The 19,477-nt window shown below is 59.6% G+C and carries 19 protein-coding genes; 9 read left to right on the top strand and 10 right to left on the bottom strand.

All coding sequences use genetic code 11. From position 1 onward, the window contains the following. Positions 1-102 precede the first annotated feature (102 nt). Positions 103-1,530, top strand: a complete 1,428-nt coding sequence (locus BLR72_RS10115) for a M48 family metalloprotease (RefSeq protein WP_091948641.1) — start codon at positions 103-105, stop codon at positions 1,528-1,530. 52 nt (positions 1,531-1,582) lie between these two features. Here the strand turns inward: BLR72_RS10115 and BLR72_RS10110 are convergent, their stop codons facing one another. The 6 genes from BLR72_RS10110 to BLR72_RS10085 all read right to left on the bottom strand — a co-directional run bounded on the left by BLR72_RS10110 (position 1,583) and on the right by BLR72_RS10085 (position 9,272). Continuing rightward, positions 1,583-2,182, bottom strand: a complete 600-nt coding sequence (locus BLR72_RS10110; RefSeq protein ID WP_027231159.1) for a CarD family transcriptional regulator — start codon at positions 2,180-2,182, stop codon at positions 1,583-1,585. Between the two features lie 359 nt (positions 2,183-2,541). Beyond that, a complete protein-coding gene (gene fdxA, locus BLR72_RS10105; RefSeq protein WP_027231158.1) occupies positions 2,542-2,880 on the bottom strand; it encodes a ferredoxin FdxA in 339 nt (112 codons plus the stop codon). Positions 2,881-3,194: 314 nt separating this feature from the next. After that, the gene (locus tag BLR72_RS10100; protein WP_091947902.1) at positions 3,195-3,593 is read right to left on the bottom strand and encodes an RNA-binding S4 domain-containing protein; all 399 of its coding nucleotides are present in this window, start codon (positions 3,591-3,593) and stop codon (positions 3,195-3,197) included. 1 nt (position 3,594) lies between these two features. Further along, entirely contained in the window at positions 3,595-6,678 is a 3,084-nt protein-coding gene (locus BLR72_RS10095) for a helicase-related protein (protein WP_091947900.1), read from the bottom strand. A gap of 562 nt (positions 6,679-7,240) precedes the next feature. Then, entirely contained in the window at positions 7,241-7,966 is a 726-nt protein-coding gene (locus tag BLR72_RS10090) for a beta-ketoacyl-ACP reductase (RefSeq protein WP_027231155.1), read from the bottom strand. A gap of 121 nt (positions 7,967-8,087) precedes the next feature. Next, on the bottom strand, positions 8,088-9,272 hold the full coding sequence (locus BLR72_RS10085) for an acetyl-CoA C-acetyltransferase (protein WP_091947898.1): 1,185 nt from the start codon (positions 9,270-9,272) through the stop codon (positions 8,088-8,090). Positions 9,273-9,533: 261 nt separating this feature from the next. On the opposite strand from BLR72_RS10085, the gene phaR reads away from it, so the two are divergent. From phaR to BLR72_RS10060, 5 genes are all read left to right on the top strand, one after another. Next, on the top strand, positions 9,534-10,139 hold the full coding sequence (gene phaR / locus BLR72_RS10080) for a polyhydroxyalkanoate synthesis repressor PhaR (RefSeq protein ID WP_091947896.1): 606 nt from the start codon (positions 9,534-9,536) through the stop codon (positions 10,137-10,139). Between the two features lie 74 nt (positions 10,140-10,213). Further along, the gene (locus BLR72_RS10075) at positions 10,214-10,651 is read left to right on the top strand and encodes a GlcG/HbpS family heme-binding protein (RefSeq protein WP_091947893.1); all 438 of its coding nucleotides are present in this window, start codon (positions 10,214-10,216) and stop codon (positions 10,649-10,651) included. Between the two features lie 5 nt (positions 10,652-10,656). Further along, entirely contained in the window at positions 10,657-10,938 is a 282-nt protein-coding gene (locus BLR72_RS10070; protein WP_027231151.1) for a cupin domain-containing protein, read from the top strand. Between the two features lie 97 nt (positions 10,939-11,035). Beyond that, positions 11,036-11,389, top strand: a complete 354-nt coding sequence (locus tag BLR72_RS10065; protein WP_091947890.1) for a YciI family protein — start codon at positions 11,036-11,038, stop codon at positions 11,387-11,389. 5 nt (positions 11,390-11,394) lie between these two features. Beyond that, positions 11,395-12,633: an RNA polymerase sigma factor gene (locus BLR72_RS10060; protein WP_091947887.1), complete on the top strand. Its 1,239-nt coding sequence runs from the start codon at positions 11,395-11,397 to the stop codon at positions 12,631-12,633. Between the two features lie 67 nt (positions 12,634-12,700). Here BLR72_RS10060 and rpmF read toward each other — a convergent pair whose 3' ends face one another. Continuing rightward, a complete protein-coding gene (gene rpmF / locus BLR72_RS10055; RefSeq protein ID WP_027231148.1) occupies positions 12,701-12,883 on the bottom strand; it encodes a 50S ribosomal protein L32 in 183 nt (60 codons plus the stop codon). Positions 12,884-13,072: 189 nt separating this feature from the next. Beyond that, positions 13,073-13,768, bottom strand: a complete 696-nt coding sequence (gene mtgA / locus BLR72_RS10050) for a monofunctional biosynthetic peptidoglycan transglycosylase (protein WP_027231147.1) — start codon at positions 13,766-13,768, stop codon at positions 13,073-13,075. A 211-nt stretch (positions 13,769-13,979) separates the two neighbouring features. Between mtgA and BLR72_RS10045 the strand changes: the two genes are divergently transcribed. Further along, positions 13,980-14,897: a polyprenyl synthetase family protein gene (locus BLR72_RS10045; protein WP_051614859.1), complete on the top strand. Its 918-nt coding sequence runs from the start codon at positions 13,980-13,982 to the stop codon at positions 14,895-14,897. A gap of 4 nt (positions 14,898-14,901) precedes the next feature. On the opposite strand, the gene ispG is transcribed toward BLR72_RS10045, so the two are convergent. After that, positions 14,902-16,164: a flavodoxin-dependent (E)-4-hydroxy-3-methylbut-2-enyl-diphosphate synthase gene (gene ispG / locus BLR72_RS10040; RefSeq protein ID WP_091947884.1), complete on the bottom strand. Its 1,263-nt coding sequence runs from the start codon at positions 16,162-16,164 to the stop codon at positions 14,902-14,904. A gap of 220 nt (positions 16,165-16,384) precedes the next feature. Here ispG and BLR72_RS10035 point away from each other — a divergent pair, with 220 nt between their 5' ends. After that, on the top strand, positions 16,385-17,164 hold the full coding sequence (locus BLR72_RS10035) for a 3-hydroxybutyrate dehydrogenase (protein ID WP_091948638.1): 780 nt from the start codon (positions 16,385-16,387) through the stop codon (positions 17,162-17,164). Beyond that, positions 17,164-18,279, top strand: a complete 1,116-nt coding sequence (locus BLR72_RS10030) for a patatin-like phospholipase family protein (RefSeq protein ID WP_027231143.1) — start codon at positions 17,164-17,166, stop codon at positions 18,277-18,279. The genes BLR72_RS10035 and BLR72_RS10030 overlap by 1 nt, the downstream gene beginning before the upstream one ends. On the opposite strand, the gene BLR72_RS10025 is transcribed toward BLR72_RS10030, so the two are convergent. Beyond that, a complete protein-coding gene (locus BLR72_RS10025) occupies positions 18,276-19,442 on the bottom strand; it encodes an MFS transporter (protein WP_091947881.1) in 1,167 nt (388 codons plus the stop codon). The two genes, BLR72_RS10030 and BLR72_RS10025, sit on opposite strands and share 4 nt — an antisense overlap. Positions 19,443-19,477 lie beyond the last annotated feature (35 nt).

Below are 19,477 nucleotides of genomic sequence, written 5' to 3'. Positions count from 1 at the left end.
CGCGATGATAACGAGGATATGATTCTGGGTCCGCACGATCTGCAATTGAGCCACGGATGGTTCCCTCCCGCCACCCGCCGCAGGAATCTTGCGTCGGCAACGCTGCTGCTCGCCTTTTTGTCAGGTTGCCAGGTGCTGAGCGTGACCAAGGAGGACGCCATTGGCCCCTCCTCCAACCCCGTGACCGTCGACAATGTCAGCAAGAACGACCGCCTGGCAAAGCTCAGCGCCGAACAGCATCCGCGCATCCTCGCAACCTATGGCGGCGAGTACAAGGATGCCAAGCTTGAGCGCATGGTTGCGAAGGTCGTCGGCAACCTGACCACCGTGTCCGACAATCCGACCCATACATACCGCATCACCATTCTGAACTCGCCGAACATCAATGCTTTCGCCTTGCCCGGCGGCTATCTCTACGTGACGCGCGGCCTGCTTGCGCTTGCCAATGACAGCGCCGAACTTGCCGCCGTCATTGCCCACGAAATGGGTCACGTCATCGCCAACCATGGCATCGAGCGGCAACAGCGCGAACAGGAAGCGCAGATTGCCGGGCGTGTCGTCTCGGAAGTCCTCCAGGACGATAGCGCCGGCCGCGAGGCCCTCATTCGCGGCAAGCTGCGCATGGCGCAGTTCTCACGCAACCAGGAATTGCAAGCTGATGCGATCGGCATCAAGATGATCGGCGAGGCAGGCTATGACCCGTTTGCCGCCGCTCGCTTTCTGCAATCCATGGCTTCCTATGCGGATTTCCGCAGCGTTTCCGGAGCGACGGATGCCAGTCTCGACTTCTTGGCGAGCCACCCGTCCGCCCCACAGCGCATCGAGCTTGCCCGCGGCCACGCCCGGCGGGTTGGGGCCCCCGGCGTCGGCACCACCGATCGCGATTCATTCCTGCAAGGCATCGACGGCATCCTCTATGGCGATACGCCCGAGGAGGGTTTTGTCCGCGGCCGCAGCTTCGTTCACCCGCTGCTTGGCGTGAGCTTCACAGTGCCGGAAGGCTTCGTCATCGACAACAGCGCCGATGCGGTCATGGCAACCGGCCCCGGCGAAGTGGCCATCAGGTTCGATGGAACGCAGGTCTCCGGCAACCCTTCGATGACCGACTATATGCGCAGTGGCTGGGTCACCGGGCTCGACAATGCGAGCGTCACCGCGACGACTTTCAATGGCATGCCCGCAGCGACGGCGAAGGCACGGGCGGACCGCTGGGAGTTCGACATCTTCGTCGTCAACGCCGGCAACCGGATCTACCGGTTCCTGACCGCTGCGCCGGCCGGAAGCGCCGCGCTCAATCCTGCGTCACAGACCGTCATCCAGAGCTTCCGCCTGCTCAGCCCGCAGGAAAAGGCGAGCATCAAGCCGCTGCGTATCCGGGTCGTCACCGTCAAGCCCGGTGACACGCTCGTAAGCCTTTCCAATCAGATCATGGGGACGGATCGCAAGCTCGATCTCTTCCGCCTGATCAATGCACTGCCGCCAGGCGGCACCGTCTCCGTCGGCGACAAGGTCAAGATCATCAGCGAATAACAATAAAAAAGCCCGGCATTGCCGGGCTTTTTACGATCGATGAAAGAACAGCTTATGCCGCTTCTTCCTGTTCGTCTTCGACGGCGATATCAGCATCGGCATCGGCTTCTTCAGCCTTCGCACCGCGCTTCGGGCCCTTGGCGAGGTTAACCTCGATCAGCCGGACGGCTTCCGTTTCCGACATCTTGTTGACGGCGGAAATTTCACGCGCCATGCGGTCGAGCGCAGCTTCGTAAAGCTGGCGTTCCGAATAAGACTGTTCAGGCTGATTGTCTGCGCGGAAAAGGTCGCGCACGACTTCCGAAATCGAGATAAGGTCGCCGGAATTGATCTTTGCATCATATTCCTGCGCGCGGCGCGACCACATGGTGCGCTTGATACGGGCGCGGCCCTGGACAACCTTCAATGCGCGATCGACATAGTCGGTCTCGGATAGCTTGCGCATGCCGATGGCAGTCGCCTTGGCAACCGGTACCTTCAAACGCATCTTGTCTTTCTGGAAATCGATGACGAAGAGTTCGAGCTTGTGGCCTGCAACTTCCTGTTCTTCAATATTTACGATCTGGCCTACACCGTGGGCAGGATATACAATAAATTCACCCGTTTTAAATCCAATACGCTGGGCGGCTTTCTTCTGCTGAACTGCTGTCATTCGCTTAATAACTCCTTGTTGCGCCCGGCAAAACGCACCGGCTAGAACCAACCACTGGACCCGGATTACCGGTCTGTCGGCCGTCAATATGTTCACGCAAAAGCAATCCGGACAAACCAGCGGGCTGAGGCACACAAACAACCACACCCTGAACTGTTAGGTCCGAAATAAATCTAGCCGATTGGTGATTTATGCTTTAGCGCCACGAAATTGACGTCCAATGATCAACATATCAAAGGACCATAACATGAAAAGTGATTAGAATCAACTTTTTGCTGCACTTGCTCAAAAATAGTCAGAATGCAAGTCTTGAAAATTGCAGCAAATCAAGTCTTGCAAACACGGGATTCGGGGAAGATTCAATCGCCTTCGCCGGGCTCCGCTGAAAAGAATTTTTCAAACTTGCCTTCGACGCCGTCCATCTCCTTCGCATCGGCAGGAGCATCGCGCTTCTGCGAGATATTAGGCCACTTGTCGGCATATTCCGCGTTAATCTGCAGCCAGCTATCGAGGCCCGGCTCGGTATCCGGCTTGATCGCTTCCGCCGGACATTCAGGCTCGCACACGCCGCAATCGATGCATTCATCAGGATGAATGACGAGCATATTTTCGCCTTCATAGAAACAATCGACCGGACAGACCTCAACGCAATCCATATATTTGCAGCGGATGCAGTTATCGGTCACAACGTAAGTCATTTGCAGGCTCCTGAAGACACCACACTCGGTGTGTCAGCGGTTGAGGTAACGATTTGGCGCCGGGCTGACAAGAGGGGAAAATCGGCTGCGGCACCAGAACGCGCCCCGTCAAAGGTCTAAGTCGCGGAAACGAACTCCATCCGACCTGGCCAAGGGCAAATCCAAGTATGCGCGCCGCCTTTCTTCGCACCGGGCAGGCCCGTCAACAAGCAACGAGCATCCTTTGCTAGCGCAGATTGCGGAATAATATTTTAGCTGTGCGGCCTTTGGTGGAGATTATTTCGACGTGGCCGTCAATACTTGCAATTGAGCCGTCAATTGTCGCGGTCGTCGTCGATGCCATCCATCAGGCGATCCACCTGCCGGCGTTCGCGCTTTGTCGGGCGCCCGCTTCCGGCGTCGCGTTTCGGCAGCAAGTCGAGTTTGCTCACATCGCCTTTAGGCGCTGGCGGCGGCGACATATCCTCATAGAGCGTGCGCGCTTCTTCGGCCGGGCCGCGTCTTTGTCCACCATCGAGCACTCGATAGATGAGTATCCGCCGATCAAGCGTAATAGTCAGCACATCGCCCGCCTTGACGCCATGCGACGGCTGGTCGACTTTGTCCTTGTTGACGCGAACCCCACCGCCCGAGACAAGTTTCGCTGCGAGGGAACGGGATTTGACGACCCGCGCGAAGAATAGCCACTTGTCGATGCGCTGGCGGTCCGACATCCTATTTTTTCAGTTGCTCCTTCAAGGCAAGAAGCTTGGCAAAGGGCGAATCCATGTCGATCTTGACTGGCCGCTCCTCGCGCTCGGGACGCTTGCCATGCTGCGGCTTGCCGTTGTTGGGCTTGCCGCCTTCGTTCTTGAAGCGATCATTGCCTCCGGGCTTGCCCTTGCCACGGAAATGTTCCTTGCGCTCGCTCCGCTCGGGCCGCACATTCTCGTTGTTTGCCGGACGAGGGCTGCGTTGCTCGGCCTGGTTGTTGCCCCGGGCTTCCGCACCACGGGCGTTGCCGCGCTTTTCCTGATTGCCGCGATTGCCGCGGCCATCGAAACGGGCCTGCCGCCACAAAAGAATTGGCTTTGGTGCTTCTTCGGGGGCGCTCGGTGCAGCCTCGACAGTTTCCGCCACTTCTGCGGGAGCGCTGGCGACGGCCGTGGTCTCTGCCGGTGCGGCAGCGGGTTCATCCACTATCGGCGTAGCTTCGGATGCGGCGGGCTCTGCCTCGACAGCATCGGTTGCAACCGGTTCTGCCGTTGCTTCGGCCGCGCCACCTTCCGCAGCCGGAGCCGCTTCTGGCGCGGGCACAGCGGCCGCATCGAACTCGACGAGCTTGGCAGCGACCGCTGCAGCGTCGGTCGCTTCCGCACGGTAGCCGAGATTCTTCAGAATCTCTTCCATGTCGTCGGCAGTCGCGCCAAGGATCGACATCATTGCCGGGGTTACGACGAAGCGTGTTCCATCGTAAGCGCCATCCGGACGCGTGCCGGTTCCAGGCTTCCAGCCGAGAGCGGGGCGAATAAGATCAGCGAGCCGTTCGAGAATATCGATGCGAACGGCGCGGCGGCCAAGCAGGCGGTAACCGGCAAGGCGGTAGAATGCAGGATCAAAGCTTGCATCGGTGACGACCGACGTGCGTCCCGCTGCAAGCACCTGCACGACGTCGCCATAACCCGGACGATCCTTGGCGTCTTCCTTGAGCGCCCAGAGCAGCGTCAACAGGCCGGCCGGAGCGGGCTTCAAGAGCAGTGGCAGGAAGACGTGGTACGCGCCGAACCGCACCCCGAGCCTGCGAAGCGCAGCGCGCGAATCCTGATCGAGGCCGCGAACGTCGTCAGCAACATCACGGCGCTGCAGGACACCGAAATTTTCGACGAGCTGGAAGGCAAGTCCCTTGGTGATACCGACGAGCGCATCGGCATTGGCGAGATCAACCAGCGGCTTGAGGACCGTCTCGATATGATGGGCAAGGAAACGATCGACGCGCGCGGCGACCTTATCGCGCGCCGGACCCGTCAATTGCTCATCCGCCAGAAGGACGGCGCGCGGCTTGAGCGCCTGCTCGCCCGGCACCACCGACGCGATCGGGGCGCCTATCCAGCGCAGGGTTCCATCCGACCCGAGGGCGAAGTCGCCATTGGCAGACGCGGCAAAGCGCTCTGCCCGGCTCTCGAACTCCGCAGCCAGGGCTTTTTGCGCGGCTGCCCGGAGGGCTTTGGCATCCGTTCCCTCGACCTGTGCGTCCGTTGTGAAACGGAATCCGTCCAGGCGTCCAACATGGTGCCCTTCGACAACGACGTCCCCGGCAGGGCTGATTTCGGCTTCTAGCATTGTATTCTCTCTCAGGCGCCTCATAAGCACGCTTGTCCTGCGGTCTACGAAGCGTTTCGTCAACCGTTCATGCAGTGCATCGGATAGTCTGTCCTCAATTTCACGCGTCTTTTCTTGCCAATGTGTCGGATCTGCCAGCCATCCGGGCCTGTGCGACACAAAAGTCCACGTTCTGATCTGGGCGATCCTGCGTGAAAGAGCGTCAATGTCACCGTCCGTGGAATCGGCCCGGCGCACCTCTTCGGCCATGTAATTCTCGTTTACATGACCGAATTCGACGAGATCGGTATAGACCGACGCGATGATGTCGGCATGCTGCGCCGGCGCGATCTTGCGGTAGTCGGGAAGCGCGCAGGCATCCCACAACAGCGCCACGCGCTCCGGCGTATTGGCAAGCGGGGCAACGTCGGGATCGGCCGAAAGAAACTCGAGCGCTTGCTGGTCGACGGCGGGGAGCGCACGCGTCAACCCCTCGATCGTTGCCGGTGTCTCGATCGAGCGTTTCAGCGCGGCGATGCTCGAATAGTCGAAACGGGCCGTCCGCCACTGCAATATCTTGACCGGGTCGAATGTGTGCGACTCGACGCGTTGCACCAGCTCCTCGGAAAAACCGGAAATTGCCCCCGTGACGCCAAAGGTACCATCGCGCAGGTGCCGCCCGGCTCGGCCCGCAATCTGGCCGATCTCGGCCGACGAAAGGTTGCGGAACTGATAGCCGTCGAATTTCCGGTCCTGGGCGAAGGCGACATGGTCGACATCAAGGTTGAGACCCATCCCGATCGCGTCGGTCGCGACCAGATAGTCGACATCGCCCGACTGGTAGATTTCGACCTGCGCATTGCGCGTTCGAGGACTCAAGGCCCCCATCACCACGGCAGCGCCGCCGTTCTGGCGCCGGATGAGTTCGGCGATCGCATAGACCTCCTCGGCCGCGAAGGCTACGACCGCGGTGCGCGGCGGCAGGCGGGTAATCTTCTTCGATCCCGCATAGGTGAGGTTGGAAAGCCGCGGCCGCGTGACGACGGAAATGCCGCGCAGGAGCTTTTCGAGAATACCGCGCATGGTGGCGGCGCCGAGCAACAATGTTTCCTGGCGTCCGCGCAGATGCAGGATGCGATCGGTGAATATGTGCCCGCGCTCCAGATCATTGGCGAGCTGCACCTCGTCGATGGCGACGAAATCCATGTCGGTCTGGCGCGGCATGGCTTCCACAGTGCAGACTGAATAGCGCGCGCCGACCGGATTGATCTTTTCCTCGCCCGTTATCAGCGCAACGTTTGCCACGCCGACCCGCTGCACCACGCGGTTATAGACCTCGCGCGCGAGCAGCCGCAGCGGCAGGCCGATCATCCCGGTCTGGTGCGATAGCATCCGTTCAATGGCGAGATGCGTCTTTCCCGTATTTGTCGGTCCGAGTACGGCCGTGACGTCACGGCCCGTCAGGACGAGAGGAAGTTCAGAGGTGGGCATAAGGTTCATCAACTACATTCCAATACCGGTACCAAGGCCCAATCAGGTGAGTGAGTAGTAGCCGGGCATGCTTTTCCGCGTAGCACTTTCAACGTCCGACAGAAAGTATGCGGGGGCGACCGGATAAACAATCATGAACCGATTCACGGAGTCTTCCATTAAGAAATAGAACGCGAGAAGAACGAATCAGCTACGAATCAGCTCTAGGATGAGATTCCTGATTTGTTCACGGCAATATGTAGATTTTTGCAATCCGAGTCCAGCTAAATGCTGAATCGGCTTTTGCCGGGATGAGCAGTCCTGTGGCATCTGCATTAACGATAATGCCAGAATGAAAGACGCCCGATTGAATAAAATACGACTGTTAATTCAATAAGTTATTAGAAATTCGAGCAGAAAAGTACTGCGTGTGGTTTTACTCCTGCGAATCCGACTGGAAGCGCGCAACGGCCAGGTAAAGCCCTGTCGTTTCGCGTCTTGTTCCGCAATGTACGACATCGCTGTTAGGAGAAGATTCAGGGCTTGCGAATGAAGAGTGTCTCGCGAGACCGCGCGACACTCTTTGGCAGGATCAGCTGAAATATTGTCCGCCATTCGCCGAGATCGTGGAGCCGGTGATGAAGCCGGCATCGTCCGATGCCAGGAACACCACGCAACGCGCGACTTCCTCCGGCTCACCGAGACGGCCGACCGGGATTTGCGGAATGATGCGCTCGTTGAGCACCTTCTCGTCGATCGCGCGCACCATCTCCGTGCCGATATAGCCCGGGCAGATGGCGTTGACGGTGATGCCGGCGCGCGCGCCCTCCTGGGCCAGCGCCTTGGTGAAGCCGATATCGCCTGCCTTCGACGCCGAATAATTCGCCTGTCCCGCCTGGCCCTTCTGACCGTTGATCGACGATATGTTGATCACCCGCCCAAATTTGCGGTCACGCATGCCGTTCCACGCCGGGTGCGTCATGTTGAAGAGGCCCGTAAGGTTCGTATTGATGACGTCATTCCACTGCGCCGGCGTCATCTTGTGGAACATTGCATCGCGCGTGATGCCGGCATTGTTGACGAGAACGGCGACCGGGCCGAGATCGGCCTCGATCTTGGCTATGCCGGCTGCGCATTCCTCATAGTTGGACACGTCCCATTTGTAGGCTGGTATGCCGGTTTCCTTGCTGAATTTCTGCGCCGCTTCGTCATTGCCAGCGTAGTTTGCCGCAACATTATAGCCGGCCTTCTTCAGCGCAATGCTTATGGCAGCGCCGATGCCACGTGTTCCGCCCGTTACGATTGCTGTTTTTGTCATTGTCGCCCTCCCTTAAACGTATTTATGCCAATCAAGAAAATGTTGAGAAAATCGAAAGCGCAGGGCCTACCCACCGTGCGAAATGGACCGGCCCGTCAAATGCGCGCCGGTCCTCAGCGGATTAGTCCTTGAGGCGTTCGATGCAGAGTGCAACGCCCATGCCGCCGCCGATGCAAAGGGTTGCGAGCCCCTTCGTGCCGTTACGGCGCTTGAGCTCAAAAAGCAGCGTATTGAGAATGCGCGCACCCGAAGCGCCGATCGGATGTCCGATCGCAATGGCGCCGCCATTGACGTTGACGATATCGGGATTGAAGCCGAGGTCCTTGTTGACGGCGCAGGCCTGCGCAGCAAATGCCTCGTTGGCTTCGACCAGGTCGAGATCCTCGGCTTTCCAGCCGGCTTTCTCCAGCGCCTTGCGCGAGGCAGGGATCGGCCCGGTTCCCATGATTGCCGGGTCAACGCCGGCGGTCGCCCAGGAAGCGATACGGGCAAGCGGCTTGATACCACGGCGATTGGCTTCTTCCTCCGTCATCAGCACAACCGCGGCGGCGCCATCGTTCAATCCGGAGGCGTTGCCTGCGGTCACGGTGCCTTCCTTGTCGAAGGCCGGACGCAGCTTGGTCAGCGCATCCATCGTGGCGCCATGACGAATATATTCATCGTCAACAACGACAACGTCGCCTTTGCGCGTCTTGATGGTGAAGGGAACGATCTCGTCCTTGAACTTCCCGGCCTTTTGCGCGGCCTCGGCCTTGTTCTGCGAGGCAAGGGCGAAACTGTCCTGCTCCTCGCGCGTCAACTGCCACTTGCGGGCAATGTTCTCTGCGGTGATGCCCATATGATAGCCATGAAACGCATCGGTGAGGCCGTCCTTGATCATCGTATCGATCATCTTGTAGTCGCCCATCTTCACACCGGCGCGAAGATGCGCGCAGTGCGGGCTCAAGGACATCGATTCCTGTCCGCCGGCGACGATGATATTGGCATCGCCTGTTGCAATCTGCTGCATACCCAGCGCCACGGCGCGCAGGCCCGAGCCGCACACCTGGTTGAGGCTCCAGGCGGTTGCCTCCTGCGGGATACCGGCAGCGATGGCTGCCTGACGCGCAGGGTTCTGGCCCTCGCCGGCCGTCAGCACCTGGCCGAGAATGACTTCATCCACATCTGCTGCCTCCACGCCGGCCCGCGCCAGGACCTCCTTGATGACGGCAGCACCGAGTTCGTGCGCCGGCGTATTGGCGAATGCGCCGTTGAATGACCCGACAGCGGTGCGCGCAGCGCTAGCAATGACGATCGATTGGCTCATGGGAAGTCTCCTCAAATTTGTCATGCTGGTTGGTGCAGCACACTTCCCCGACAGAATTCCCTCCCCGCAATCGTTTGACAAGGCATTTGTTTCCGAAGGCCAAATTATCCATTGCTGCAGCGCAGCATGACCTTCCTCGCATCGCGTTGGATGCGCTGCACAATTCTCTTTGAATTGCCGCGCTTTGCCCCTATCCTTCCCGCTTGATCCGTAAGCCGGCACGCAAATTCGGCGGAGGGCGCGAGGTTGGGGAGTTGAGCAATGGCAGGAAAAACTGGCGACGTCGTGATCAAGAAATATGCCAATCGGCGTCTCTACAACACCGGCACGAGTACCTATGTGACGCTTGAGGATCTGGCCGAAATGGTCAAGCGCAATGAGGACTTTACAGTACAGGATGCGAAGACGGGGGAGGACATCACGCATTCGGTTCTGACGCAGATCATCTTTGAACTGGAGAACAAGGATGGGCAGAACATGTTGCCGATCCCGTTCCTGCGCCAGTTGATTGCCTACTACGGTGATCAAATGCAGGTGGTTTTGCCGACATTCCTCGAACAGTCCATGCAGGCTTTCGCCAAGGAGCAGGAGCGTATGCGCGAGCAGCTGACCGCGGCCTTCGGCAAGACGCCAATGGACATGATGAATGTCAGCGCCCCTATCAAGCTGGTCGAAGAGCAGGTGCGGCGCAACACTGAAATGCTGCAGAACGCAATGCGCATGTTTACGCCCTTTCCGCTCGGCAAGGGCCCGGAGCCCGAAGCGGGCGAGGTATCCGACAAACCCACCAAGGATGGCGGCGGCCTCGACGAGTTGAAGGAACAGATCGCAGCGATGCAGCGTAAACTCGACTCGCTCGATAAATAGCAACCTGCTTCATTCGACAATGGGCTTCGCTCCGAAGCCTGCTTTCATTCGACATCTATCGCAGAGAGACCATCATGGCATACATCACACTTTCGAAGGCCAATACCATCATCAAGGCCGCATTGGCCAAAGGCGCCGAGGCCGGAATGCGACCGCTTTCGGTCACCGTTCTCGACGCGGGCGGTCACCTGAAGGCCTTCCAGAAGCAGGACGGCTCGTCGATGCTCCGCTTTGAGATCGCTTTCGGCAAGGCCTATGGCGCCCTGGCTATCGGTGCCGGTTCGCGTACCGTAGAAAAATTCGCCAAGGAGCGTCCGCATTTCATGGAAGGGCTCGTCGCTTCGTCCGGCGGAAATGTGATTCCGGTTGCCGGCGGCGTACTCGTCAAGAATCCTAAGGGCGAGGTCATTGGCGCAGTCGGCATCAGCGGCGACACGTCCGATAATGACGAGACGGCAGCGATCGCCGGCGTCGAGGCCGCTGGCTTTGTCGCCGATGGCGGCCAGGGTTAGACCGCATGTCCGGATCAGCCAAGGCAACCGTCTTCATCGACAATGACCGCGTTGTGGTGACGGAGTATCGGTTTGCGCCGGGAGACAATACGGGCTGGCACCGGCATGGCCACGATTATGTTGTCGTGCCGATGATGGACGGACGGGTTAAACTCCTGACCAAGGATGGCGAGTCCTTTGCGGACATGAAAAAGGGCGTGCCTTATTTTCGCTCGGAGGGCGTCGAACACGACGTCATTAACGCCAATGACGGCGAATATTCCTTCATCGAGATTGAAATCAAATAGGCCCGGGAAAAATCTTCGGTTCATGTCAAAATGCGCTGCTGTGAGCCGTCATTGCATCGGGCGCATGTCTTTGCGCTATAACCGGGAAGGAACAGCCATGAACTACACGATTTTGGCCTATGAGACGCAAGATGCATATGCGGCGCGAACAGACCCAGGGAGACAGCAGGCCTATGTCGCCGGATGGATGGCCTATTCGCAAGTCCTGAGGGAGGCTGGCATCATGGTCACTGGCGCCGGACTTCAGGCGCCCGAGACGGCGACAACGATAAAATTGCGGGATGGTCAGCCGCAGGTCCAGGACGGACCCTATGCCGACAGCAAGGAACAGCTGGGCGGTTTCTACATCATCAACGTGCCCGATCTCGACACCGCGCTCAGTTGGGCGGCCCGGTCCCCGGCTGCCGTGGCGGGCGGCGTTGTCGAAGTTCGGCCAAACATTCCGATGTGAAGCCGATGAGCGATGAGGATACGCGCCGCGTCGTCGAGATGGCGGCGCGTCATTCCTACGGCCGGCTCGTTGTCTTTCTCGCGGCGCGTTCGCGTGACCTGACTGCCGCGGAGGACGCGCTTGCCGATGCTTTCGCCTCGGCCCTCGAAACCTGGCCACGCAATGGCATTCCCGCCAAGCCCGAAGCCTGGTTGCTTGCTGTAGCACGCAACCGTCTGTCGGATGCGATGCGCCGCACGCGTGTCAGGACTGCTGCGATACCGACATTGCTCGCAATTGCCGAGGAGGCGCATGACATGGCCGATGCCGCGCCGTCCTTTCCCGACGAACGATTGAAATTGCTCTTCATATGCGCGCACCCCGCCATCGATCGAGTCGCGCGCACCCCGCTCATGCTGCAGACCTTGCTCGGCCTTGATGCTGTGCGTATCGGCTCGGCATTTCTGGTGCAACCCGCTGCGATGGGCCAGCGCCTTGCCCGCGCCAAACGCAAGATCCGTGACGCCGGCATAGAGTTCGAGGTGCCCGCAGCAGAGGACCTGCCCCAGCGGCTCTATGCTGTCATCGAGGCCATCTATGCCGCCTACGGCAGCGGTTGGGATGACATCGCGGGCGACCATCCGCGCAGCAGGGGCCTTGGCCGTGAGGCCATGGAGCTCTGCCACTTGCTTCTGCGGTTCATGCCCGACGAGCCGGAGGTGCGCGGCCTGCTGGCGCTCATGCTCTATTGTGAATCACGGCACAATGCGCGGCGCGACGCCGCCGGCAATTATGTTCCGCTTGTGGAACAGGACACCGCACTTTGGTCGCAGCCGATGATCGAGGAAGCGGAGCAACTCCTGCACTCGGCAGCGCGATACCGCCGTGTCGGCCGCTTTCAGCTCGAAGCGGCAATCCAGTCGGTTCACGCTCAGCGCAAGCGAACCGGGAGCATTGATTGGGAGGAGATCGCACTTCTCTACGAGGGACTTATTGCCCAGGCGCCTACGATCGGAGCGATGGTGGGCAGGGCCGCGGCCATTGCCGAGGCGCGCGGTCCGGCGCTTGGCTTGAAGCTGCTTGAGAGCATTCCCGGCACGGCGGTGAAAAGCTACCAACCCTATTGGGCGGTTGCAGCGCACTTGCTGACGTCGCTGCGACGCGGCGATGAAGCGCGATCCGCCTATGATCGCGCCATTGGACTTTGCGATGGGCCGGCCATGCGCGAATTTTTGCAGCGACGGCGACATGCATTGCTGCAATGAACCTGCCCACCAAATAAAAAGACCGGCCTGAAGCCGGTCTTTTTATTCAAGCGTATCGAAGAGGCGATCAGCCTTCCTTCGGCGTCAGCACCTGGCGACCGCGATACATGCCGGTCTTCAGATCGACGTGATGCGGACGGCGCAGTTCGCCGGAATTCTTGTCCTCGACATAGGTCGGGGCAGTCAGGGCGTCAGCGGAACGGCGCATGCCGCGCTTCGACGGGGAAGTTTTTCGTTTAGGTACAGCCATTGTTCCAGCTCCAGTAATCAGTCAAAATCCGGCACTGGCCCGATTTGAGCCTGTCACAATGGACAAAATTCCGGAAAGTTCGGGTGGGGCTATACACGGCTTGAGAGCTTTTGACCAGCAGGACTCGCATATTTTTTGTCGCAAGCGCCGATGCCGGTGCGTTTGGCGCCGTGCGGGGTGGCTCCGATCCTACTTCACGCAGCCGATATAGGCGCCCGCACCGCGCGCCCGGCGTTCGTTGAGTCGCGCGAGTGTCTGCATCCCGCGTCCCGGCTTTGCCGGATTGCGGACGATCGGATTGGGGAGGGTTACTGCGAGATAGGCTGCCTGGCGCGGTGAAAGCTTTGCTGCACTTGTGTTGAAATGATGCTGTGCCGCTGCTTCGACGCCATAGATGCCCGGACCCCATTCTGCGATGTTCAGGTAGATTTCCATAATCCGCTGCTTGGGCAGGATCAGATCCGTCAGCATCGCAAGCGGCACTTCCAGACCTTTGCGAATGAAGGAACGGCTGGTCCAGAGGAAAAGGTTCTTGGCAGTCTGCATGGTGATTGTCGAAGCGCCGCGGGTCTGCTCGCCATCGATCGCATCAGAGACAACGGAATTCAGCGCGTCCCAGTCAACGCCTGAATGAAAGCAGAACCGCGCATCTTCAGACATCATCACCGAATTGATCAGCACCGGCGAGATTTGCTCGATGGGCACCCAGCGCCGGTCGTAACCTGAAAACGTCACGAGGTCCTTGACCATGAGCGTCGAGACCGGATGGACGAAAGGAATACGGTAGAGGCTCAGAAGAACCAGCGGCAGCATGATCAAAACAACGCCGGCAAGGACGGCGTATCGTATCAGCCGTCCGACGGGCGAACGACCGGGCCCGACCAGATAACCTCTCCCCCGCTTGTTTCTAACCAATACCCTCGTCACTCAGTCCGTCCGCGCTAAAACTCTTCTTGGACATAGAGCAAAGCGCCGCGGAAGGGAATTCATTCTGCAGTTTTATGCATTATCCACACACGGCAGCGCAGCAAATTGATGGCAGCTGCAACCAGCCCCATTGACCGGCGCGCAATTTTTCGGTCATTGGCGGATGATGATGACGGATCAGGGCTTTTCATTGTTCGAGATTACCTTGCAGCAGCGGGCGGCGGCAGTCGAAGCATTGCTTGGCGAACTTCTCTCTGATCGCTCGCGCACCGGTGAAATCAGCCGGCCGCCGCGCCTGATGGCCGCGATGCGCCACGGCGTGCTCAATGGGGGCAAGCGGCTGCGCCCCTTCCTTGTAATGGAAAGTGCAGCACTTTTCGGAGCGGACAACCTCGCCGCCCTGCGCGTTGCGGCGGCGCTCGAATGCATTCACAGCTATTCACTCGTGCATGACGATCTTCCAGCCATGGACGATGACGATTTGCGTCGAGGCCAGCCGACGGTGCATCGCAAATTCGATGAAGCCGCCGCCATTCTTGCTGGCGACAGCCTTCTGACCTACGCGTTCGAGCTCATCTCGGATGAGGCGACCGAGCTTCCTCCGTCCGCGCGACTGCCACTCATCACGCAATTGGCGCGCGCTGCGGGCATAGGTGGCATGACCGGGGGCCAGGCGCTTGATCTTGAAGCGGAAACGGTCAAACCCGACGAGGAAGGCATTATTCGCCTGCAGGCAATGAAGACCGGCGCGCTCATCCGTTTCGCCTGCGAGGCCGGGGCAATTATCGGCAATGCCGGCGTGAAGGATCGCGAACGGCTGGCGGAATATGGCTCGGCTATTGGCCTTGCCTTTCAACTCGCCGACGACTTGCTGGATGTGACCGCCGATGCGAGCCGCATGGGCAAGGCGACCGGCAAGGATGCTGCCGCCGGCAAGGCAACGCTCGTTTCGCTGCATGGGATCGACTGGACCAAGCGCCAGCTTGCCGGCCTGGTCGCCCAGGCGGAAGAACTGCTTTCGCCCTACGGCGCTTCGGCCGCACTGTTAAAGGACGCTGCCCGCTTCATTGCCGAGCGGCGCAGTTAGCAATCTATTCGGCAGCGTGCGATCCGGCGGACCGCTGACCGAACCGGCTTTCGATGTACTCGGCGACCATTTTCTGGAAATCTTCGGCAATGCCGGCACCGCGCAGCGTCGCAACCTTTTTGCCATCGACAAATACAGGCGCTGACGGCGTTTCGCCGGTTCCCGGCAGCGATATGCCAATATCGGCCATCTTCGACTCGCCCGGACCGTTGACGATGCACCCCATGACGGCGACGTTAAGCGCCTCGACGCCGGGATATTTCTCGCGCCAGATTGGCATGTTCTTGCGGATGTCGCTCTGAATTGACTGCGCCAATTCCTGGAAAACGGTCGACGTGGTGCGTCCGCAGCCGGGGCAGGCAGCGACGATGGGAATAAACTGGCGAAAGCCCATGGTCTGCAGAAGTTCCTGCGCCACCTGCACCTCCTGGGTGCGGTCGCCGCCGGGCGCGGGGGTCAGCGAAATGCGGATCGTATCGCCAATCCCCTGCTGCAGGAGGATGCCGAGCGAGGCGGACGATGCGACAATACCCTTCGAACCCATGCCGGCCTCGGTCAGGCCCAGGTGAAGCGCGTGGTCCGTGCGGCGTGCCAGCTCGGCATAGACTGCAATCAGATCCTGTACCTGGCTCACCTTCGCGGAGAGAATGATCTTTGATCGGGCAAGGCCGATCTCTTCGGCAAGCTGCGCCGAAATTAACGCCGACTGGACGATCGCCTCGCGGGTAACCTGCTCGGCGGTGAGCGGCGCCCCTGCCTTGTGATTCTGATCCATGAGCGCCGTCAGGAGCTCCTGGTCGAGCGAGCCCCAGTTGACGCCGATGCGCACAGGCTTGTCGTAGCGGATCGCCATCTCGATGATGGCGCCGAATTGCGCGTCCTTCTTCTCCTTGAAGCCGACATTGCCCGGATTGATGCGGTATTTGGCCAGCGCCTCCGCGCAGGCCGGGTGATCGGCAAGAAGCTTGTGGCCGATATAGTGAAAATCGCCAACGAGTGGCACCGGGAGACCGAGCCTGTCAAGGCGCTCGCGAATTTTTGGAACAGCGGCAGCGGATTCGTCACGGTCGACGGTGATGCGCACGATCTGCGATCCTGCACGCGACAGCGCCGCGACCTGCGCCACGGTGCCGTCGACGTCGGCAGTATCCGTGTTGGTCATCGACTGCACGACAATAGGCGCACCGCCACCCACCATTACGCCGCCGACATCGACACCAACCGATGGACGCCGGGGAAAGGGGTCGGAATAATAGTCAGACATCATCACGCTCCAAGTATCCCGTTCAGGTGGCGCAGCTATCGCTGTTTGTCAACACAAACCGCCCCTCAACGTCGAAGAGAAAAGTTCCAATTATGCTACCCGCTGAATGCAGAGCTTCCATGACAAAGTCTCACGGCTGCGAGCCTAGCAATTTTGCTGCAATGCAATATATTCCCCGGGGCCGCGAGGCGGCGGTTGTTTGAAATCGAAGGAAGCCTTTGCCATGACCGAAAAGACCGCAGTCGTCACAGGTTCCAACTCCGGAATCGGCCTCGGTTCTGCCCATGCACTCGCAGCCGCCGGCTACAATGTCGTGATCAACTCCTTCACCGATCGCCCCGAGGATCATGTGCTCGCCAAGGAAATTGCTGAAAAGCATGGGGTGGACGTCGTCTACATCAAGGCGGACATGTCGAACGGCGGCGAATGTCGGGCGCTGATCGAAAAGGCGGCCGATACCTTTGGCAGTGTCGACGTACTCGTCAACAATGCCGGGATCCAGTTCGTCGCGCCGGTCGATGAGTTTCCGGTCGAGAAATGGGATGCGATCATCGCGATCAACCTGACCTCGGCGTTCCACACCACTGCTGCAGCGCTACCGCATATGAAGAAATCCGGTTGGGGCCGCATCATCAATATCGCGTCCGCCCATGGCCTGCGCGCCTCGCCTTTCAAGTCGGCCTATGTCTCTGCCAAGCACGGCATTCTCGGCCTGACCAAGACCGTGGCCCTCGAAGTCGCTGAAAAACATATCACCTGCAACGCAATTTGCCCGGGCTATGTCCTTACGCCCTTGGTCGAGGCCCAGATCCCCGATCAGATGAAGGCGCACAACATGGATCGCGATACGGTGATCCGCGAAGTGATGCTGGACAAGCAGGCGACGAAGGAGTTCGCGACGGTCGACCAGATCGGTGCGACGGTGGTGTTTCTTGCCAGCGACGCCGCAGCACAGATCACCGGGACATCAATTTCCGTCGACGGCGGCTGGACAGCGGCATAATGGCCAAAACCAAGGCTATCAACATCGCCCTTCAGGGTGGTGGTTCGCACGGCGCCTTTACGTGGGGCGTGCTCGACCGCATTCTGGAGGACGGGCGACTGACGATCGAGGGCGTCTCAGGTACGAGCGCCGGCGCGATGAATGCCGTGGCTCTTGCCGATGGCTGGGCACACAATGGTGCCGAAGGTGCACGCGCCAAATTGCATGATTTCTGGCGCGCAGTGGGCCGAACGGGCCAGTTCAGCCCGGTGCAGCGCTCGCCCTGGGACAGGTTCTTTGGAAACTGGTCCATCGAGAATGGCTTTGGCTTCAACCTGTTTGAACAGATCTCGCGCGTTTTTTCGCCCTATGAGTTCAATCCCTTCAATCTCAATCCGTTGCGCGACGTGATCGAAAAGGAAATCGACTTCGACCGGGTGAAGGCCTGCCCCAAGCTCAAGCTCTTCATTTCCGCCACGAATGTCGAGACGGGGCGCCTGCGCGTATTCTCGCAATCGGAACTCAACGCCGACGTGGTGATGGCCTCCGCGTGCCTTCCCTATATTTTCCAGGCGGTTGAAATTGACGGCGAGCCCTATTGGGATGGCGGCTATGGCGGCAATCCTGCCCTCTACCCGTTCTTCTATTCGAGCGAGAGCGAGGATGTTCTCCTCGTCCAGATCAATCCGATCGAGCGCCGCGGCACGCCAAAGACCGCACGCGAAATCAGCGAGCGGATCGACGAAATCACGTTCAATGCCGCTCTGCTGCGCGAGTTCCGCTCGATTGCCTTTGTCAACTCATTGATCGACGCCGGGCGGCTTCAGCATGGCGACTACCGCCATATCCGCATGCATCGTATCGACGCCGACGAGGCTCTGGCGGGCCTGTCTTCTTCGTCGAAGATCAATGCCGAATGGGCCTTCCTCGAATATCTGCGTGACCTTGGGCGCGCCGCTGCTGAAGATTGGCTCGATGAGCACAGCGACGCCGTAGGCGAGCACGCGACTCTCGACCTGACCGGCGAACTCGCGCCGGAAATGCATATCGGCTTCAAGGCGAAAAAGCCCGGCCGTCGCGTCAGCGATTTCCTCTTGCAGCGGAAAAAACCAATGGGCGCCGCGCGCCGGGCCTAACGTACCTTTTGATCTGCGCTCCTGGCAAGGTTGGCCATGAGGGCGACGACGACGAGCAGACCGGCGAGCACCATATAGATCGGTCCGAACCCGGTCTTGCCGCCGACAAAACCGATTGCCGATGGCGCAACGAGTATCCCCAAATAACCCATGAGCGTAACCATGCTGAGGGCCACGCCTGATGACGTGCCCTGCTGGTTGCCGGCCGCAGAAAAGGCGATGGGCACCATGTTGGCAATACCGAGACCGGAAAAGGCAAAGGCGAGGATGGCGATCCACGAGGTCGGCGCAATACTGGCAGCAAGCATTCCCGACGCGCCGATCAGCGCGGAAATGCGCAGCGTATTGACGGCACCGAAACGGTCACGCACGCCATCGCCGAGAAAACGCATGATCGACATCGTTCCCGAAAACGCCGCAAATGCGAAGCCGGCCGTGGCGATATCGGCCCCGCGCTCCTGGCGCAGATAGAGCGCTGCCCAATCGAGCACCGATCCTTCCGGAACCATGGAGAAGAGCGCCATCAAGCCGATAAGGTAGATCAAGGGATTGGTGGGGAACGTCAGCTTCTGCTTCTCATGCCTGACGGGCGCATCCTCGGTGATCATGAACCGGAAGGCAATGAGGCCGATCACGATCGCGATGATCGTCACGACGACGGCATGCGCCAGATGTCCATGCGCTTCGATCAGGATGCCCCCAAGTCCGCCGCCGGCAAAGCCACCGAGGCTCCAGAAGCCGTGCGAGGACGACATGACGGCGCGGGAGAGTTTTTTCTCGACTTCCACCGCATTTGCATTCATCGCGACATCCATCCCGCCGATGACTGCGCCAAACAGAAACAGCGCCGGTGCGGCGCTTATCACGTTGGGCGCGAGGGCAACGAGAAGGAGCGAGAAGGAGCAGAATATGGCAAACCCCTTCACCACTGCGCGCGATCCATGTTTTTCGATGAGATAGCCGCACCAGGGCATCGAAGCCAGCGCCCCTATGCCGAACACCAGGATAAGAAGCCCGAGCGTGAACTCGCTGATGCCGAGTCGCGTCATGAAAACCGGTATCTGCGGAGCCCAGCTGCCGACGAGGAAGCCATTGAAGAAAAACGCGCTGGCGACGGCCCAGCGGCCATAAACAGCTTTCCTGCGAAAGGTCGCGGCATCCATTGGGGCTTCACCAGTTGCAGATTGGGCTTGGACGG

It is taken from the genome of Phyllobacterium sp. YR620 (assembly GCF_900104165.1).
GTDB lineage: Bacteria > Pseudomonadota > Alphaproteobacteria > Rhizobiales > Rhizobiaceae > Phyllobacterium > Phyllobacterium pellucidum.
The sequence above is the reverse complement of the archived record's forward strand: the minus strand, read 5'-3'. Positions and strand labels throughout refer to the sequence as shown.

Bases quoted from the DNA above. Each gene is read 5' to 3' on its own strand.
- BLR72_RS10090 (WP_027231155.1), bottom strand. From the start codon at position 7,966: ATGACAAAAACAGCAATCGTAACGGGCGGAACACGTGGCATCGGCGCT.
- BLR72_RS10095 (WP_091947900.1), bottom strand. From the start codon at position 6,678: ATGAACCTTATGCCCACCTCTGAACTTCCTCTCGTCCTGACGGGCCGT.
- phaR (WP_091947896.1), top strand. From the start codon at position 9,534: ATGGCAGGAAAAACTGGCGACGTCGTGATCAAGAAATATGCCAATCGG.
- rpmF (WP_027231148.1), bottom strand. From the start codon at position 12,883: ATGGCTGTACCTAAACGAAAAACTTCCCCGTCGAAGCGCGGCATGCGC.
- BLR72_RS10065 (WP_091947890.1), top strand. From the start codon at position 11,036: ATGAACTACACGATTTTGGCCTATGAGACGCAAGATGCATATGCGGCG.
- BLR72_RS10060 (WP_091947887.1), top strand. From the start codon at position 11,395: ATGAGCGATGAGGATACGCGCCGCGTCGTCGAGATGGCGGCGCGTCAT.
- BLR72_RS10110 (WP_027231159.1), bottom strand. From the start codon at position 2,182: ATGACAGCAGTTCAGCAGAAGAAAGCCGCCCAGCGTATTGGATTTAAA.
- fdxA (WP_027231158.1), bottom strand. From the start codon at position 2,880: ATGACTTACGTTGTGACCGATAACTGCATCCGCTGCAAATATATGGAT.
- BLR72_RS10030 (WP_027231143.1), top strand. From the start codon at position 17,164: ATGGCCAAAACCAAGGCTATCAACATCGCCCTTCAGGGTGGTGGTTCG.
- ispG (WP_091947884.1), bottom strand. From the start codon at position 16,164: ATGATGTCTGACTATTATTCCGACCCCTTTCCCCGGCGTCCATCGGTT.
- BLR72_RS10070 (WP_027231151.1), top strand. From the start codon at position 10,657: ATGTCCGGATCAGCCAAGGCAACCGTCTTCATCGACAATGACCGCGTT.
- BLR72_RS10085 (WP_091947898.1), bottom strand. From the start codon at position 9,272: ATGAGCCAATCGATCGTCATTGCTAGCGCTGCGCGCACCGCTGTCGGG.
- BLR72_RS10100 (WP_091947902.1), bottom strand. From the start codon at position 3,593: ATGTCGGACCGCCAGCGCATCGACAAGTGGCTATTCTTCGCGCGGGTC.
- BLR72_RS10035 (WP_091948638.1), top strand. From the start codon at position 16,385: ATGACCGAAAAGACCGCAGTCGTCACAGGTTCCAACTCCGGAATCGGC.
- BLR72_RS10045 (WP_051614859.1), top strand. From the start codon at position 13,980: ATGACGGATCAGGGCTTTTCATTGTTCGAGATTACCTTGCAGCAGCGG.
- BLR72_RS10025 (WP_091947881.1), bottom strand. From the start codon at position 19,442: ATGGATGCCGCGACCTTTCGCAGGAAAGCTGTTTATGGCCGCTGGGCC.
- BLR72_RS10075 (WP_091947893.1), top strand. From the start codon at position 10,214: ATGGCATACATCACACTTTCGAAGGCCAATACCATCATCAAGGCCGCA.